Origin of the sequence: Bacillus chungangensis (genome assembly GCF_030812995.1) — a bacterium.
Classification (GTDB): Bacteria; Bacillota; Bacilli; order Bacillales; family Bacillaceae_C; genus Bacillus_CF; species Bacillus_CF chungangensis.
Genome location: NZ_JAUSTT010000001.1, coordinates 257,542 through 272,521, shown reverse-complemented (window position 1 = coordinate 272,521; position 14,980 = coordinate 257,542). Strand labels below are relative to the sequence as shown.

At 39.2% G+C, this 14,980-nt stretch carries 20 protein-coding genes, 1 tRNA gene and 1 pseudogene; 20 read left to right on the top strand and 2 right to left on the bottom strand.

Annotated features, from left to right (window positions below; genetic code table 11):
- Positions 1-113 precede the first annotated feature (113 nt).
- Complete coding sequence (locus J2S08_RS01490; protein ID WP_307225960.1) at positions 114-1,031, top strand: class I SAM-dependent methyltransferase; 918 nt, start codon at positions 114-116, stop codon at positions 1,029-1,031.
- Positions 1,032-1,304: 273 nt separating this feature from the next.
- On the opposite strand, the gene J2S08_RS01485 is transcribed toward J2S08_RS01490, so the two are convergent.
- The gene (locus tag J2S08_RS01485; RefSeq protein WP_307225959.1) at positions 1,305-1,640 is read right to left on the bottom strand and encodes a hypothetical protein; all 336 of its coding nucleotides are present in this window, start codon (positions 1,638-1,640) and stop codon (positions 1,305-1,307) included.
- A gap of 181 nt (positions 1,641-1,821) precedes the next feature.
- On the opposite strand from J2S08_RS01485, the gene J2S08_RS01480 reads away from it, so the two are divergent.
- From J2S08_RS01480 to J2S08_RS01435, 10 genes and pseudogenes are all read left to right on the top strand, one after another.
- Positions 1,822-3,342, top strand: coding sequence for a recombinase family protein (locus tag J2S08_RS01480; protein ID WP_307225957.1), 1,521 nt, complete (start codon positions 1,822-1,824; stop codon positions 3,340-3,342).
- Positions 3,343-3,489: 147 nt separating this feature from the next.
- Positions 3,490-3,585, top strand: a pseudogene (locus tag J2S08_RS01475) (helix-turn-helix transcriptional regulator); the annotation flags it as partial.
- Between the two features lie 263 nt (positions 3,586-3,848).
- Positions 3,849-4,307: a MarR family winged helix-turn-helix transcriptional regulator gene (locus J2S08_RS01470; protein ID WP_307225954.1), complete on the top strand. Its 459-nt coding sequence runs from the start codon at positions 3,849-3,851 to the stop codon at positions 4,305-4,307.
- 6 nt (positions 4,308-4,313) lie between these two features.
- Positions 4,314-5,120: a glutamate racemase gene (racE, locus tag J2S08_RS01465; RefSeq protein WP_307225952.1), complete on the top strand. Its 807-nt coding sequence runs from the start codon at positions 4,314-4,316 to the stop codon at positions 5,118-5,120.
- A 94-nt stretch (positions 5,121-5,214) separates the two neighbouring features.
- A complete protein-coding gene (locus J2S08_RS01460; protein ID WP_307225951.1) occupies positions 5,215-6,291 on the top strand; it encodes a GerMN domain-containing protein in 1,077 nt (358 codons plus the stop codon).
- Positions 6,292-6,509: 218 nt separating this feature from the next.
- Entirely contained in the window at positions 6,510-7,262 is a 753-nt protein-coding gene (gene rph / locus J2S08_RS01455; protein ID WP_307225949.1) for a ribonuclease PH, read from the top strand.
- Positions 7,263-7,272: 10 nt separating this feature from the next.
- Positions 7,273-7,875 (top strand): XTP/dITP diphosphatase, encoded by a 603-nt coding sequence (locus tag J2S08_RS01450; RefSeq protein ID WP_307225947.1) that lies wholly within the window; start codon positions 7,273-7,275, stop codon positions 7,873-7,875.
- A 1-nt stretch (position 7,876) separates the two neighbouring features.
- Positions 7,877-8,386: a metallophosphoesterase gene (locus J2S08_RS01445; RefSeq protein ID WP_307225945.1), complete on the top strand. Its 510-nt coding sequence runs from the start codon at positions 7,877-7,879 to the stop codon at positions 8,384-8,386.
- 121 nt (positions 8,387-8,507) lie between these two features.
- Positions 8,508-8,581: transfer RNA gene (locus J2S08_RS01440), tRNA-Arg, on the top strand.
- Between the two features lie 133 nt (positions 8,582-8,714).
- Positions 8,715-9,686: a tyrosine-type recombinase/integrase gene (locus J2S08_RS01435; protein ID WP_307225943.1), complete on the top strand. Its 972-nt coding sequence runs from the start codon at positions 8,715-8,717 to the stop codon at positions 9,684-9,686.
- A 54-nt stretch (positions 9,687-9,740) separates the two neighbouring features.
- On the opposite strand, the gene J2S08_RS01430 is transcribed toward J2S08_RS01435, so the two are convergent.
- The gene (locus J2S08_RS01430) at positions 9,741-10,526 is read right to left on the bottom strand and encodes a hypothetical protein (protein WP_307225940.1); all 786 of its coding nucleotides are present in this window, start codon (positions 10,524-10,526) and stop codon (positions 9,741-9,743) included.
- Positions 10,527-10,856: 330 nt separating this feature from the next.
- On the opposite strand from J2S08_RS01430, the gene J2S08_RS01425 reads away from it, so the two are divergent.
- The 9 genes from J2S08_RS01425 to J2S08_RS01385 all read left to right on the top strand — a co-directional run bounded on the left by J2S08_RS01425 (position 10,857) and on the right by J2S08_RS01385 (position 14,846).
- A complete protein-coding gene (locus tag J2S08_RS01425; RefSeq protein WP_307225938.1) occupies positions 10,857-11,228 on the top strand; it encodes a helix-turn-helix domain-containing protein in 372 nt (123 codons plus the stop codon).
- Between the two features lie 259 nt (positions 11,229-11,487).
- Positions 11,488-11,658: a DUF7167 family protein gene (locus tag J2S08_RS01420; protein ID WP_307225936.1), complete on the top strand. Its 171-nt coding sequence runs from the start codon at positions 11,488-11,490 to the stop codon at positions 11,656-11,658.
- Entirely contained in the window at positions 11,655-12,467 is an 813-nt protein-coding gene (locus tag J2S08_RS01415; RefSeq protein ID WP_307225934.1) for a hypothetical protein, read from the top strand. Before J2S08_RS01420 ends, J2S08_RS01415 begins: the two co-directional genes overlap by 4 nt.
- An 18-nt stretch (positions 12,468-12,485) precedes the next feature.
- The gene (locus J2S08_RS01410) at positions 12,486-13,157 is read left to right on the top strand and encodes a hypothetical protein (RefSeq protein ID WP_307225933.1); all 672 of its coding nucleotides are present in this window, start codon (positions 12,486-12,488) and stop codon (positions 13,155-13,157) included.
- Positions 13,139-13,495 carry a hypothetical protein gene (locus J2S08_RS01405; RefSeq protein WP_307225931.1) on the top strand — a complete coding sequence of 119 codons (357 nt, stop codon included), beginning with the start codon at positions 13,139-13,141 and terminating at the stop codon, positions 13,493-13,495. The genes J2S08_RS01410 and J2S08_RS01405 overlap by 19 nt, the downstream gene beginning before the upstream one ends.
- Before the next feature lie 65 nt (positions 13,496-13,560).
- A complete protein-coding gene (locus tag J2S08_RS01400; protein WP_307225929.1) occupies positions 13,561-13,884 on the top strand; it encodes a hypothetical protein in 324 nt (107 codons plus the stop codon).
- A gap of 46 nt (positions 13,885-13,930) precedes the next feature.
- Positions 13,931-14,329 carry an ead/Ea22-like family protein gene (locus J2S08_RS01395; protein WP_307225927.1) on the top strand — a complete coding sequence of 133 codons (399 nt, stop codon included), beginning with the start codon at positions 13,931-13,933 and terminating at the stop codon, positions 14,327-14,329.
- Positions 14,330-14,466: 137 nt separating this feature from the next.
- Entirely contained in the window at positions 14,467-14,595 is a 129-nt protein-coding gene (locus J2S08_RS01390) for a hypothetical protein (RefSeq protein ID WP_307225925.1), read from the top strand.
- Entirely contained in the window at positions 14,592-14,846 is a 255-nt protein-coding gene (locus J2S08_RS01385) for a hypothetical protein (protein ID WP_307225923.1), read from the top strand. The genes J2S08_RS01390 and J2S08_RS01385 overlap by 4 nt, the downstream gene beginning before the upstream one ends.
- The last annotated feature ends 134 nt before the right edge of the window (positions 14,847-14,980 follow it).

The following is a 14,980-nucleotide window of genomic DNA, read 5'->3' as shown; positions in this document are numbered from 1 at the left end:
TAAATATATCACCTTTAATATAAACTCTATAGCTCATTTGCTAGGAGTTTTTTCTTTTCTGCAGAAGGATAAAATGATTGCATCAACAAATTGATTCAAAGGTGGCGTTTTATGTGGAAAATAATAGGGGAAGTTTAACAGCGTTAGTAAGCAGCTTTGCGAGAGGCTATCATGCGATGCACAGCAATAATCCCATTTTTAATGATATAATCGCCCATTCATTATTAACAGAAGAGGAAAAAAGATTAATTGCAGCGAACTGGGAAAATGCATGCGCGTTCTTTGATAAAGAAAAAAGTGAAGCATTTAAAAATAATGATGAAAAATTAGCGTGGGTAATGAATACACAATGCATCCCTCAACTAGTAAGCAGAGCAAGATATGCTGAAGATAGGCTCTTGTCTGCCATTGAACGAGGGGTTAAGCAGTATGTTATTTTAGGTGCAGGTTTAGATACCTATGCGTTAAGGCAAAAAAATTTACCGAAAGATTTTATTATATATGAAATTGACCATCCTTTCACACAAACTTTTAAAATAAAGCGACTACAAGAAGCAGGCATTAAAATACCAGATCATTTAAAGTTTGTTCCCGTCGATTTAACAAAAAATACTCTACGCAATGAACTAAAAGCAGTAGGGTTTAATGAAGATATGTTAAGTTTTTTTAGCTTGTTAGGAGTAGTCATGTATTTAGATAAAAAAGATTTTTTTAATCTCTTAACCCTTGTTTCTGATATGTCTCCAAATGGCAGTTCGTTTATATTTGATTATCTTGATGATACAGCTTTTAATCATCAGTTAGCGTCAAAAAAAATCATTCAAATGAGACAAATTGCTGCTCAAACAGGCGAACCAATAATTACTGGTTTTGATCCGTTTCAATTGGATATCGAATTACAAGATTATCATATGTTATTATATGAAAATCTTTCTCCTGCAAATATTGAGGAATTATATTTTAAAAACAGGGAAGACGATTTACATGCTTTTGACCATTTTCATTTTGCATATTTGGTAAATAACAAGTGATCTATTGAATAAGAAGAAATCTCTATAAGCCCGTTCTTGCTACCTTTCGACTATTTTTAAACAAGAAATAAATTTGGAAAAATAAGCTGAAAGTGATCCTTCGTTAAAAAATCTCAAGCAATCAAGCTGCTATTTGGATTGCTTGAGATTTTTATTCGGTTGGAAATAAATAGACTATTTAAACCTGAATGCGTGGCAGGAAGTTGGATTATGCTTATTTCTATATTTTTAGTGCCTATAGAGACTGTAGGCAATATTCTCTACTGAAATATGCTATTTAAAAGAATTGGAAATTAATTTAAATGCGTCTGCTAATTGTTCATGTTTGTCCGCGTTTTTATTAGCAGCAACTTTCGCAGCATAACTCGCAAAATTTAATTCCGAACCAAACATTTGTAATGCTCCATTAGAAAGGTGTCCTTGTTTTAAAAGTTGGATGCCATCTTTCATGAAATTCTTGCTTTCATCTAAATGACAATCAGCAATTTGTTTATCCCCATTATAGAACGACTCCAAATTTTCAATGATTTGATTTCCAGTTTCTACAGAGATAGAGGCATTGATATCCATTAACAATTGGTTTATTGGCTTCACTAATTGTGCATACAAACTGTCATATCATTCACAGGCTTTTGCAATTTTGCTTCTTAATTCGTTTGCATTCATAATGAACACCTCCTATTCATTGCTTTTGATTTTGTTACTTTATAAAGAATGTACGCTTAAAAGAACCATATAATGAAAGATAAATGCCCTTTGCATATTGAAAAAATGAAGAGGGGGATAAGAGATGTTTTTTCAAAAGGGAAACGAGGAGGCCGTCCATACTTATCATGAGTTTCCATATTTAGTGTATGTGAGAGTATCAACTGACAAAGATGAACAGGTGTCTTCTCCCCAGAATCAGGTCGATATTTGCCGAAATTGGCTTGAAAAAAATGACTTTGAGTGGAACAAAGAAGCAATCGTTTTTGATGATGGCATCAGCGGCACAGTTCTTCTCGATCGGCCAGCAATGCAGTTAGTGCTAGAAAAAGCGCGCAGCAGGGAAATAAAGATGGTTGTCTTTAAATCCATTCACCGATTGGCTCGTGATATGCGCGATGCGCTTGAGATTAAAGAGACGCTCATTGCACATAGCGTTAGACTCGTCACAATCGAAGAAGGATATGATAGCTTGTATGAGGGCAAGAATGACATGAAATTTGAAATGTTCTCGATGTTCGCTGCTCAGTATCCTAAAACGCTGTCAGTATCTATATCCGGAGCGTTGGCTGCTAAAGTTCGCCGTGGGGAGCATCTTGGTCAAATCCCATATGGATTTAAAAGCAAGAATAAGAAACTAGTGATAGATGAAGAGATTGCTCCAACCATTAGGAAAATTTTTTATTGGTACAATCATACTGGATTGGGTTTTAAATTAATTGTACACAAACTGAATGATGAGCTTGAAAAAGGGAATGTTGTTCCGCCGAAAAGGTCAAATAAATGGCAGTTGACGACAGTCCGATCGATTATAAAAAATCCTGCCTATGCAGGTATTTTTATTCATAATCGATACACCAAAATTAAAATAGGCGGCCGCAAAAAACAAATTCAAAATCCGCCTGAAAAATGGAACATTTATGAAAATCATCATCCAGCTATTGTATCGGTTGAACAATGGAAAAAAGCGAACAAACGAAAGTTTCCAAATTACCGAACTAAGATAACACCGTGGAATGAGTTAAGGAGCCTTATGAAATGTTCAGAATGCGGCAGCAACATGGTAATTCTCCAGTCCTCCAAAAAAAAGAAGGACGGTTCTATAAAGGAATGGAAGTATTTGAAGTGCAGCGCCTACCGACGCGGCGGTAAAACATTATGCGTGAATCATACGCCGATTACTTATGAAAATGCGAGAAGTGTCATGATAAAAAGACTGCTTCGACTAGGACGTCGTGTACATGTTCATTTTGAGAACACCCTCTACAAACAGAAACAGAAAGAGATTCGAACGTTGGAAAATAAAATGATAAATCTGAAAGAAAAAAGCGCTGGATTAATTGATTTATATTTGGATAAACTCATTTCAAAAGTAGAATTTCAAAAGCAGAGACAGGCATATGCATCAGAGATAGAAGAAATTAGAAATAAGATAATCGTTTTGCAGCACGAAGAAGAAAACAGTATTGATGTTGAAAGTGTTGAAGAAGCATTCAAGCAGTTAGAAAGGTACGAAAAGGACCTTCATCATGCGATGAAGGAGCTTATTCAATCCATTATGGTACATCCAGATGGGAAAATAGATATTCATTATTCCTTTAAATAATATGTTATTCAGAAATATTGATCAATCACGCTTTCCTCCCTGCATCTATTTATTCCACTCGTTCAACTAACAGTAGCATATCATTGATTCAAATCCCTTCTTTCCAATCAATATCGGAATCACCCATGTTCTCATGATTGTTTGCAAAGACTACATATTTCAAATGCGATGCAAAAACTTGGTGTTAAAGGACGTTCACAGGCTGTCGTAGAGCTTCTACGTATGGGAGAATTAAAATTATAAAGAAATGCCGGCTGCCATAGGTAAGCCGGTATTTCTTTTTAAAGTGATATATTCTTGAAATTTTAGCGAAAAAAGGCGACAATGCAAGTATTAGCATCTACCATTTCTACATTTTTTTATCGATCATAAATCCAGTAAGATAAGTGGATGTTTTCATCATTCGTTTTTTGTCTTTCTAAATGGAAGAACATAACTTTAAGTAAGAAAATGAAAAAAATAATGGTCAACGCGGTCAACTTTGTTTAAAATGGGGGGGGAATGACATGGAACAAACATTAAATGAAAATAAGCATGAAACGACAATAGTCGCTGGGATCGAGAAGGATTTGCGATATATATCTGCACTTGTAAAGCAAAAGGGTCGTGAGCTTCTTAGTAATTATACGATTACACCTCCTCAATTCGTCGCTCTTCAATGGTTATTAGAAGACGGTGATATGACTATTGGAGAATTGTCCAGTAAAATGTATCTAGCATGCAGTACAACTACTGATCTAGTCGATCGCATGGAAAAAAATAAATTAGTCGTTAGAGTGAAAGATCCAAAAGATCGTCGAGTCGTAAGGATACATCTGTTAAGTGAAGGCGAAAAAATGATTGAAGAAGTCATTTATAAACGTCAAAATTACTTACAAGATATCTTAAAAAATTTTTCTGCAGATGAAGTTATCCAACTGCAAAAGAATTTAATGAAATTACACCATGAAATGAGGAAAGAATAAAACAGCATGAATAAAGATAAGGCTATTGGAGTTATTGATTCGGGAGTTGGAGGACTAACAGTTGCAAAAGAAATCATGAGGCAGTTGCCGCATGAGAAAATTTACTACCTTGGAGACACTGCCCGTTGTCCATATGGGCCGCGGAAGCAAGAAGAAGTTCGGCAATTTACTTGGGAAATGGTCAATTATTTGTTGTCTCTTGATCTAAAGCTATTAGTGATAGCCTGTAACACTGCCACTGCTGCTGTCTTAGATGAGATGACAAGTCAACTGCCTATTCCCGTCATTGGCGTCATTCAGCCGGGTGCGAGAGCAGCATTGAACTTAACAAAAAACCTGCATATAGGTGTAATAGGGACAGAAGGAACGATTCGAAGCAATGCTTATGACATTGCACTTAGAAATATTAACAGTCGAGTGAAAGTTACAAGCCTTGCTTGTCCGACATTCGTTCCTCTTGTTGAAAGCGGAGAATATAGGGCATCTATTGCGAGAAAAATCGTGGCAGATGCTTTACTTCCTTTAAAAGAAAGCGAATTGGATACGCTCATTCTTGGCTGCACCCATTATCCATTGCTTGAGCCAATTATTCAACATGAAGTTGGACAAGCTGTTAAGGTTATCAGTTCAGGGGAAGAGACTGCAAGAGAGATTAGTGCAATTTTATCGTTTCATGATTTATTGCAACCTGCTGTCTGCCGTCCTGATCATGTTTTTTTAACGACTGGCTCTCATCAACTTTTCGCTAATATCGTCTCTGACTGGTTGCAATTGGAAGAAGTTAAAGTGAAAACCATTCTGTTAGGTAATTGAAAGTTTGCCTAACAGAATGGTTTTTTATTTGAAGAGGTCTAATTTAAAACAGAGGCTCGTATACATAGTACAAACTTTCTATAGGAGGGGTACAATGATATCCAATCGCACTAAATTAATTATTTTGTCACTGCTTACATTCAGCCTCATATTATCAGGGTGCAGTTTAACTAGCGGCGAAAAAAAGAAAATAGATCCGCCACAAGATGTTTCATATTTGAAAGAAGATGAAAGTACAACGATAACAGAAGAGGAAGATAAAGCTTTGCAGGCAGATAACCAGTCAGAAAAAGAAGCAGCGGTAATGACAGAGCTTTTTTTAATTGACAAAAATGATTTTGTCGCTTCGAAAACCATGATGCTTCCAAATACGGAAAGTGTAGCAAAACAGGCTTTACAATATTTGGTCAGTGAGGGGCCAGTGGAGAGTATGCTTCCTAATGGTTTTCGTGCTGTATTGCCTCCTGATACGATGATTCATGGTGTCAATATTGAAGATGGAAAAGCAATTGCAGATTTTTCCTCAGAATTTAAAAATTATCAAGCAGAAGATGAAGAAAAAATTGTTCAAGCTGTCACATGGACGTTGACGCAATTTGATGGTGTTGACAGTGTGGAGATGCGTATGAATGGAGAGACGCTCACAGAAATGCCCGTGAATGGAACTGTGCTTGCCTCGACTGGATTAACAAGAAATCAAGGTATTAATATAGAGACAGAGGCTGTAGCCGATATTACAAACACCCATCCAGTGATTGTTTATTTTATAGCGCAAAATGACGATGATTATTATTATGTTCCTGTTACAAAACGAGCCTCAAATACAGAAACTGATCGAGTAACTGCGGCTGTTAATCAATTAATTGCTGGCCCAGGCTACGAATCGGAACTAGTAAGTGGTTTTCTCCCAGATGTGAAATTATTGGAAACCCCGAAACTTGAAAATGGGCAGGTTACTTTGAATTTTAATGACGCTGTTTTGGGAAGCTATGAAAAGAAAATGATATCTAATCATTTGTTGCAGTCACTCGTTTTAACTTTAACTGAACAGCAAGGGATTGAAAGTGTTGCGGTAAAGGTGGATGGCAGTACAGAGCTGGTAAGCGGGGACGGAGAGCCGTTAACAGAACCAGTCACTCGCCCAACTAAAATAAATGCTGATCGTTTTTAAAAGAGCATTATTTGTTATACTATAGGTGCACGTTCAAAAAGTTGCGGCATATTGGAACAGTTAACTGCTTTTTGAACCGCCTCATATAGAGTTTGGAGGTGGCAGGCCACCTCTTTTATCGTTTTCTCTATTGGGCGTTCTTGCGGCATATTCATCTCTGAGTAGATTATTTATGTCAGATTACAATTTATTGATGACTGGTGAAGGGGGAGCATCACTTGAGAATTGATGGTAGAAGAATTGGGCAATTACGGCCGATAGCAATGGAAACCAATTATGTAAAGCATGCAGAAGGTTCTGTTTTCATCACTGTCGGAGATACGAAAGTCATTTGTACAGCAAGTATAGAGGAAAGAGTGCCACCTTTTATGCGTGGCGAAGGCAAAGGATGGATTACGGCTGAATATTCCATGTTACCGCGGGCGACAGAACAGCGGACGATACGGGAGGCGGCACGAGGAAAAATATCAGGAAGAACGATGGAAATTCAAAGACTGATTGGCAGAGCACTGAGAGCGGTGGTTGATTTAAAGGCCCTCGGAGAACGTACAATTTGGATTGATTGTGATGTTATTCAAGCGGATGGTGGCACACGAACAGCAGCGATTACTGGTGCATTCGTTGCATTAGTTCAAGCGATTGAAACACTTAATCAAGAAAAAGAATTGCAAACTTTCCCGATCAAAGATTTTCTTGCTGCTACAAGCGTTGGAATCGTAAATGAACATGGAACTGTTTTAGATTTAAATTATGAAGAAGATCGGAATGCACTAGTTGATATGAATATCGTAATGACAGGTGCGGGAGAATTTGTCGAGTTGCAGGGAACAGGTGAAGAATCAACATTTAGCTATACACAGCTTCAGGAACTTGTAAATCTTGCACAAGAGGGAATAAATACGATTTTTGATATCCAGCGGCAAGTGCTTGGAGAAATAGGAAATAAAATTGCAGAACAGAAAAATAGGTGAGAATCTTAACATGAAAAATCGAGTCATCATTGCAACTAAAAATAGAGGGAAAGCAAGAGAATTTGCCGAAATGTTTGCAGACTTAAAATTTGAAGTGCTGACATTGTTAGACTTGCCAGAGGAAAGCGATATTGAGGAAACTGGGACAACCTTTGCTGAAAATGCAGCTTTAAAAGCAGAGGCGATTGCCAAGAAATACGATGCAATCGTCATTGCGGATGATTCTGGTCTTGTCATTGATGCACTTGATGGAAGACCAGGTGTTTATTCTGCACGATATGCTGGTGAAGACAAGGATGATGAAGCAAATATAGATAAAGTCCTAGATGAGATGAAACATATTCCTTCCGAAAAGCGGACTGCTAGATTTTTGTGTGTACTTGCACTATCTGTACCCGAGAAAGAATTAGAATGGATCTCTGGCAGCTGTGAAGGGAAAATTCTTTTCTCGAGAAAAGGAACGAATGGATTTGGTTATGATCCCATTTTCTATGTTGAAGAGAAAGGAAAATCTATGGCAGAGCTTTCACCAGAAGAAAAAAATCAAATTAGCCATCGAGCAAATGCAATGAGAAAACTAAAAAAAGTGTTAGAAACGATTTTGGGTGAATAAAATGAAATTATTAGTAGTTAGTGACAGTCATGGACAAACAAAAGAATTAAAAGAACTGCAGACATTATATCAAAATCGAGTAGACGCTATGTTTCATTGCGGTGATTCCCAACTTTTAGCTGATCAAGAAGAGTTAAATGGTTTTCTAACTGTCCGTGGAAATTGTGATCATGATGGCCGATTTCCACTTGAGCTCCTTCATGAGATAGATAATCATCGCATTTTTGTAACTCATGGACATTATTACAATGTTAAAATGACATGGACGAATCTTGCATATAAAGCGAAAGAAGTTGGTGCTGACTTTGTATTTTATGGTCATTCTCATTATTTAAGTGCGATCATGGATGAAGGTACGTTATTATTAAATCCAGGCAGCATTTTTTTGCCTCGTGGACGTGTTGAACGAACTTATGCAATTGTCGAGAAAGACGCCAAGAAAATCGACGTTTCTTTTTATACACATGAACACAAAGAATTGTTTGCTTTACGACAACAATTTTTACTGTAAATATGTATTGCTATTGTGGCTTGGCGAGAAATACCACAATAGCAAATCTTTTTAAAAATAGCTATTGACATTCATCAATAGACTTACTATAATTAATTATGTCTTCTGAGATAAATGTTGTGTCCCAGTAGCTCAGCTGGATAGAGCAACGGCCTTCTAAGCCGTCGGTCGGGAGTTCGAATCTCTCCTGGGACGTCAGTGAAATGGACGGAAAACACCGTCGTAACAACCTTCTATAACGTTAAATGAAACGGTCAATGTATCGGTCAAATGGCTAATCGCCCCGAAATTGACTCGACCAAATTTAACGATATAGGAGGTTTTTTATTTGACGAAAAAGAAACAGATTTTAACTGTCAACGAAGATTTATCCGATATATTCGCCATTCCCAAAACGTCTAGACCGGAATCTGACCGATTGACTATCGAAAAAGCATTAGCGACTGTTACACGTCAGATGGAGATTAGCGGTTATCGGGAAAGAACGATTAGCGACTATAATGTGTACGTAAAGCATTTCAGAAAAACGTTAAAAATCGACTACATAGACGAAATTACCAACGACTCAATTTACGACTGGCTTGCGAGTATGGACGTCAGTCCGCAAACGAAATTAACGCGCGTAAAGTGTTTAAAGGCGTTCTTGTCGCGTTGTTTCGATAATGGCTGGATTACAGTACGTTTTTGGAAAACTGTTAAGGTAAAGGTCGACAGCAACGTCAAGGAGGGCGCGACTGAAAATAACATAAACGCTTTGCTTTCTGTTTTAGATTTAGGGGATTTCGTACAGTTACGGGATGCGACGGCAGCGTTATTGATGTACCGAACAGGGATTCGAATAAAAACGATTGCGCAACTTGAAAACAAACACATCGATTTCGAGGAAAAGTTACTACGGCTTGACGGCGCAATAATGAAGAATCACGAACAATTATTATTGCCATTCGATGACGTGTTACATCGTCTGCTAACTGTCTTGATAAAACAAAACGACTTAATTAGGCGTGAATATAGGAAGGATAATACCTACGTTTTCATCACAAAGCAAGGCGGGATTATAGCGACAAGCCCGTCGAATAACAATATTCAAAAACGTTTGAATAAGTATGCGAAGCAGTACGGTTTAAAAAACATAAATCCGCACGCATTACGGAGAGGGTTCGCAAAATCACTTTTGGAAAAAGGTGCGAAAATAACGGACATATCTCGTGCATTAGGTCATAGCAATCTCGCAGTAACGAGTCAGTATTTGCACTTGGATAAAGAAGAAGTAGCGGAAAATTTACGAAAGTATTTATAAGCTGATTTAACACCTGAAAAATAAAAACCCCGTCATTTTCGGCGGGGTCTCTTCTTATCTATTGAACGCTGGATGCTCGAAATATTGCATCGCAACGGTTTCGTAATTTTTCGTATCGAAAGCCGCCCAGTTTATCTTTTCGGCTGTTGCACGATCTAATTCTATTCGGAGCACTTCGCTGTGCTCCGAATTTCCATACGCATCGGTGAGCGGAAGTTCCCATTTGAGCGTAACGCTATGTAGTTCCGAGTGCTTTTCGAACAGTCTTTCGAATAATTTCGCGGAGTCACTTAAAAATATCTTTTTCGTCATTTTGGCGCTAAGGCCAACTTCGTCCTTAAAGGTTACGATTGCGAGTTTTGCGCCCTCGATGTCAACGCCATAGTTATCGTTAACTTGCAGATCGGACAATGTTTCTTTGGTATCGACTTTTGCAATCGTTTTCTTTATTTTGTCGTCTAAAGATGCTGGTTGCTTAGGCTTAGCTTCGGGCTTTTTCTTTTCTTCTTTCGGCTTAACTTCATTAGCTTTTACTTCTTCCGATTTTTTCTCGTTCGTCTTCGCTACTTCTTTTTTATCTTCTTTCGATTTCGTCTCTTCCTTCTTGTCGGCTTTGTCTACCTTCGCTACTTCCTTGGCTTCTTTCTTTTCAGCCTTCGCCACTTCAGCCTTGTCTTCCTTTTTTGCCTCGACTTTTGGCTTATCCTCCGCCTTCTCCGCCGATTCTTCCGGTGGGTCGGCCATGCTGCCTATCATAAATAAGATAAAAAATATTGCGATTACAATAAACCACCACCGCCTATAAAACGGCTTTTTCTTCTTTTCCTTCTTTTTAGCCACACGATAACCCCCTTATGTTTTGTACAAGTACATTTTACCATATATTCCTGTCGTTTACTGTAGCAAAAATAATTTCGAAAGTATGGTGCACTTTTGAATATAGCGGTTCCTGTTTATAAGTAGGTGGAAAAAATATATTTGTAAATTTGGTGCGTTTTCTGGCGCACGCTTCCCAGTCTTAAGTGAAGGCGAAAAAATTATTTTCGGGAAAATGGTGCAATTTGCAAGTGCCGTGGCCCTGTTTATAAGTAAGGACGAAAAATATTTTTGAGAAACACACCCCACTGCGTTGTCATTTTTCGTTATTAAAAGTAAAGGAGGCGATCGAAATTGCTCAGCGTTGAATCACAGCGAGAATATTCCATAACTTCCGGCAAGGCCGAGACGCGTATCTTCGTTAAGATGTACGTCGATGCGGTTCACAGCGGTCTAATAGCCGATATGGGCGCCGAAAGATGGCAGACACTTTGCGTCTTGGCAGCGTTCATGGATGCGGATGGCAACTGCTTTCCCTCGCAAGAACTCATAGCTAACCGGCTTAAAGTTACGAGAGAAACGGCCAACAGACGAATAAGGGCGTTGTGTGATTATCGTTGGAACGGCAGTCCTTTAGTCGAAAAGGTTCGCGCAAGGCAAAAAGGCGGCATTTGGGAAAACGCTAGATATACGATAAAGCCCATAAGTAACCTCGGAATATTCTAACCATGTGACGTTGACGCCATGTGGTACGTAGCCATATATGGTTATACGTCACACTAACAATAACGAGTATTAAACGAGAACCATCGTATTTAACTAGATAAAACATACCGCCAAAAACAAGTTTTGTCGGAACGTATCTATATAAGAAAACGAATGTGTTCGTAGAGGTATCTATTCGAAGGGGGTCTTAGTTCCAAAAGAAAAAATTAAAATAAAAAAGAAAAGGTGGCGCCGGCCGCTGTTAAGGGGAGTGAACGGAATGAAAACGTATAAGTTCTTTCTTCATACTGGATTTGCTGGGTGCACACAAGAAGAGATCGTCGAATTGCCATCTGACTTATCGGAGGAAGAAGTAGAAGAAGAGTTTAAAGATTGGGTTTGGAATTTGTTAGATGGCCATTATGAGGAATTAGAAAGGAGAGAGCCATGACGGAAATTTCGAACGGTATTGCTGAACTATCGAAAGACCTGAACGTAATGACCGCAGAAATCAACGCCTACCAACGTGTTGCAGGCGAAGCAATATTCGAGATAGGAAGAAGACTGAAGTGGGTTCGAGACAATCCGAAAGAGTATGGATTCGAAGGGTATCAGGGTTGGGAGCATTGGTGCTCTAAGAGTTTAAACATTACACGACGACACGCAAACAGGTTCATTAAGGTTTACGAAAGGTTCGCAGAAAAATCGGGAACCCCGGGGTCCCGACTACCCTCATCGATAACCGTTTTAACAACTTTAGCGGAATTCACTGACGAAGAACTCGAAAAGCCTCGCGAAATGCCTGACGGTTCTACAAAAAAGCTGACGGAAATGTCTCGTAGGGAAATCGAAGAATTTAAACGAAGAGAGCGAAAGGCTATAGCGGAAAAAGAAAAGGCATTGGCAGAAGCAGAAGCGGCGAAGAAGCGCGCTGAACAAGCCGAGCAACGAGAGCGAATGGCACAACGTGATGCAGACCTAGCTCGGCAGGCTTTGGAAACAACAACGACAAGCGAACGCCCATACGGCGTAAAACTCGGCGTAGAAATGTACTCGGCACTCGAAGAACTATCCGAGTGGCAAAAGAAATATTCCTGGATAATCACGAACGTAGGAGATTTCGCCAGACTTGCGGAAGCTGACCCAAATTTTCAGAGAGAGTTTAAACGCTTAGATGAGTTTTGGCGGCAGATGAGCGTTGCTATAGATCGGCAAAATGGTGTTGAGATATTCGAAGCAGATTACGAAATTATTAATTAGTGTACGGAGGGGATAAACGTGGCATCACAAAATTTCTTAAGTAAAGTATTCGGCAGGAATGACGAAGTAATTGGGGCGATTGGGGAAGTAACGGGGCAGCAAGCGAGTATGTTCGAGTTAGTACGGGGGATACAGTCAAGCTTAGAAATGATGGAGACGAGACTGACTATAGAAATTAACAAGATATCAAAGAACTTTGAAGATGAGCTTGCGGAGATTAAAAAGATTGCTATAAATGGATCGCCGAAAGAAGTCGTAAAAGCTATCGAAGGTAAAACACAAGAGGAAAAGAAACAACGTCAATATCGAGCAATAAGAGTTAGATTAGAAAGTACGATGGCTAAATATCTTGTTAATGATCTACCTCTTTACAAGGAGAATGCTCGCTATAAGAACGCAGAGATTACACCACAGGGTTTGGCGGTTTACGAAGCCATTAGTGAATTTCTTATAAAATTGGCGAAAGTGAGTGGCAAGTCTAAGGAGCAATTTACGAACTATGGTAGATATAGAAAGTTTTTCAGAATCTATGGAATTAAGCCGTACACTAAAATGACAGTCAGAAGGAGCGATGGAACTACGATGAGCACGTTATTGGCTGCTGTTATTGTTAACGGACATGTACGACAGTATCTTGATTACATTCTGGGGATATTAAAGGAGGAAACGAAATGTACAGACCAACAGTAACAACAGACGTTGCAGACTCGTTAGCTTACGTAGAGACGCAAGGAATTATGGAAGATGTTATTCGAAAGAAAGCCGAAGGATATAAATACAAGGGTAATCCATCTTTAATGCCATTGAATAAGATCGATCTGCAAACGCTAATGGCCGCAATGGTTAACGGATATGAAATCGAAAAGACGCCCGAAGAAAAATTGCTCGCATACTACAAGAACATGTGGATGTGCGAAGATGACTCGGGGACGATGTACAGTCTTGGGGTATGTGAGGGAATAAGGAACACATTGGAAATACTCGGAATTACTGTCGAAGGTATTAGCACGCAAGATTATGGGTTTTAAACGCCACGAATGTTATTACATTCAGGCGAAATATAAACGTCAAATACAAAGCAGGAGGAAGGCAAATGGACATTAAAATAGGCGAAGATTTCCGTATAGTTTCTGAATCCATGTGTATTACGGTTTTGCGGCGACGTATAATCGACCCAACGAAGGCGCCAAATTGGCCGAAACTAAAAGCCGAGGGCAGGTCGCCAGAGCTTCGCGAAGAATGGCGGGAATCCACGTACCACACCACGATAGAGCAAGCTATGCGATCGATATTGCAGCAGAAAGTACGAGAAAGCGAGGCCGAAAGTATGGCGGAACTGCTGGCGGAAATCAAGGAAATTAAGCGTGAAATAAGCGAAGTTTTAAATACGGAGGGCTATTGCATTCAGACGAAATAAAAACGATGAATGGACAGCGAAAGGAAGGCGAAAGGAAGGCGATTAAATGCGAAGTGGGGCTAATGGAATGAATAAACGTTTGTCTAACGTAGAATTAGCGGCTATTCGCGAGCGAGTCGAAAAGGCTACGCCGGGACCTTGGATAATCGAAGAATCGCGGTACGAAACGAATTACAACGTAGGGAATAGTAAGTACGACTTTTCTGCGTGCTTGTCACCATTATATGACGCAGAATTCATTGCAGAAGCCCGCGAAGATGTTCCGGATTTACTTTCGCTAGTAGATCAGCAACAGGCGGAGATTGAACGGTTGAGGCAGGCGTTGGGATTTTATGCGGATGAGAGTAGCTATATAGACTTTATTGCCCTACAAAGAATAGAACCAACAGTTATGATTGACAAAGGAGAAAAAGCTCGTCAAGCCCTGAAAGGAGAATCAGTATGACCGAACAGGAACAGTTGGAAGAAATTGATAAAATAGTAGATGATTTGCTAGATAACAGATTAGAATTATAGAACTTTGTTAATGAACATTTTTCGCAGGATGAGCGAGTAAAGGAACAGCAGCAGGAAATTAAACGGTTGAGGGAAATAATTTCTTGGCAGATGTCTTGTGTAGGATGCGGAAATCAGCTTGCCGAGGGTTGGGAAAACGTAGAAGGAACGCCAATTTGTCGAAACTGTTTTGATTATGGAGGCGATGACGAATGAGTAAAATCGAACTTGATGGTGGTAAATATACGGTTGTAAACGAACTTGACGATGGTAAAGGTTTTTACGCGCTTCGGCACGGAGAAACTTGGCGTAACCTTGTCGGAGATAATTTAGTCCTAGCAATGTTCCGCGAAATAGAGACGCTAAAGGAGGAAAACGAGCGATTAGTCAGGGAGAATAAATCTTTGGGAGTTGCTGTAATCGAAAATAAAAAGATATTAACGCGTGTGTTACGAATTTCAGAATAATAACGAGAGGGGGTCCATACGGTGAACATTATCGAAAAAATATTACTATCACTCGTTCTAGGCGCTTTTGGCGTGATGACTGTCGCAATTATTTCGTGGGCATTTTCTACAATACACGTTATAGCAGCGAGCAT